Origin of the sequence: Paenarthrobacter sp. NPDC090520, assembly GCF_044769205.1 — a bacterium.
Taxonomy (GTDB): Bacteria; Actinomycetota; Actinomycetes; order Actinomycetales; family Micrococcaceae; genus Arthrobacter.
This window is the reverse complement of the sequence record NZ_JBIVXM010000047.1, coordinates 1,691-3,525: the sequence shown is the minus strand read 5'-3', so window position 1 is coordinate 3,525 and position 1,835 is coordinate 1,691. Positions and strand designations below refer to the sequence as shown.

At 54.7% G+C, this 1,835-nt stretch carries 1 rRNA gene (cut by a window edge); it reads right to left on the bottom strand.

The features are described from left to right. Nucleotides 1–1,289 (bottom strand): 23S ribosomal RNA (locus ACIQTZ_RS23925); it reaches 1,969 nt to the left of the window's first position. Nucleotides 1,290–1,835: the final 546 nt, after the last annotated feature.

The following is a 1,835-nucleotide window of genomic DNA, read 5'->3' as shown; positions in this document are numbered from 1 at the left end:
TAGGTAATGCGTGAATGCCACAACTTCGGCGGTGTACTTGAGCCCCGCTACATTGTCGGCGCGGAATCACTTGACCAGTGAGCTATTACGCACTCTTTCAAGGATGGCTGCTTCTAAGCCAACCTCCTGGTTGTCTAAGCAACTCCACATCCTTTCCCACTTAGCACACGCTTAGGGGCCTTAGTTGGTGGTCTGGGCTGTTTCCCTCTCGACTATGAAGCTTATCCCCCACAGTCTCACTGCTGCGCTCTCACTTACCGGCATTCGGAGTTTGGCTGACGTCAGTAACCTTGTAGGGCCCATCGGCCATCCAGTAGCTCTACCTCCGGCAAGAAACACGCAACGCTGCACCTAAATGCATTTCGGGGAGAACCAGCTATCACGGAGTTTGATTGGCCTTTCACCCCTACCCACAGCTCATCCCCTCCATTTTCAACTGAAGTGGGTTCGGTCCTCCACGACGTCTTACCGTCGCTTCAACCTGGCCATGGGTAGATCACTCCGCTTCGGGTCTAGATCACGCCACTACACTCGCCCTGTTCAGACTCGCTTTCGCTACGGCTACCCCACACGGGTTAACCTCGCGACGTAACACTAACTCGCAGGCTCATTCTTCAAAAGGCACGCCATCACAACAACACAGCAAGCTGCGGCTGCTTTGACGGATTGTAAGCACACGGTTTCAGGTACTGTTTCACTCCCCTCCCGGGGTACTTTTCACCTTTCCCTCACGGTACTGGTCCGCTATCGGTCATTAGGAAGTATTTAGGCTTATCAGGTGGTCCTGACAGATTCACACGGGATTTCTCGGGCCCCGTGCTACTTGGGATACTCACCAAAAGCGGCACAACGACATTACAGTTACGGGGCTCACACCCTCTCTGGCCGGCCTTTCAAGACCGTTCACCTATGCCCATGCTCTCACCTCGCCGGTCCGGCAGAACCAACACAGCAAGTCCCACAACCCCGCCCACGCAACGCCCGCCGGCTATCACACATGGGTCGGTTTAGCCTCATCCGCGTTCGCTCGCCACTACTAACGGAATCACTCTTGTTTTCTCTTCCTACGGGTACTGAGATGTTTCACTTCCCCGCGTTCCCCCCACGCACCCTATGAATTCAGGCACGGGTCACACAATCACCATGACAGCGTTGTGCGGGGTTTCCCCATTCGGACATCCTGGGATCACCGCTCGGTTATCAACTCCCCCAGGCTTATCGCAGATTCCTACGTCCTTCTTCGGCTCCTAATGCCAAGGCATCCACCGTGCGCCCTTAAAAACTTGACCACACAAAACCACGGACAACACCACCCAAACGGGAAGACACTGTCCTGGTTGATGCACTCAATCACTTTCGAGAGAACCACGGCCATCAAAGGCCAGGTTCTAAATCAAAGAAATTGCTACGAACACACACAACCCACAAAGGGCCACACGTGTGTGTCCAGATGCTCGCGTCCACTATGTAGTTCTCAAACAACAACCCCAACAACCACCCCCACCACACAACCCCAAGGGGCCACACACGGTGGGAGAACGGCCGCAGGAAAACCAAGAAACACCAAAACCATGTCCCCAGCAAAGCTGCAGAAGGTCCTGTTGCCTCAGGACCCAACAGTGCACCAAACACAACCCCCACCACCAACACCCCGGACGCGTTCCCAACAACCACAACAGTCGCCGTACTAACCCCAGGACACCAGCCCAAGAACCATGCCAAAAAAACTTTTGATTTGTTGATATTCCACCCATGAGCACCCACCGCAGAACAGACGCCTGCGCAATGGGCAACACTGACAACCACCAGCCCCGCATGCACGGAACCAGCACCAT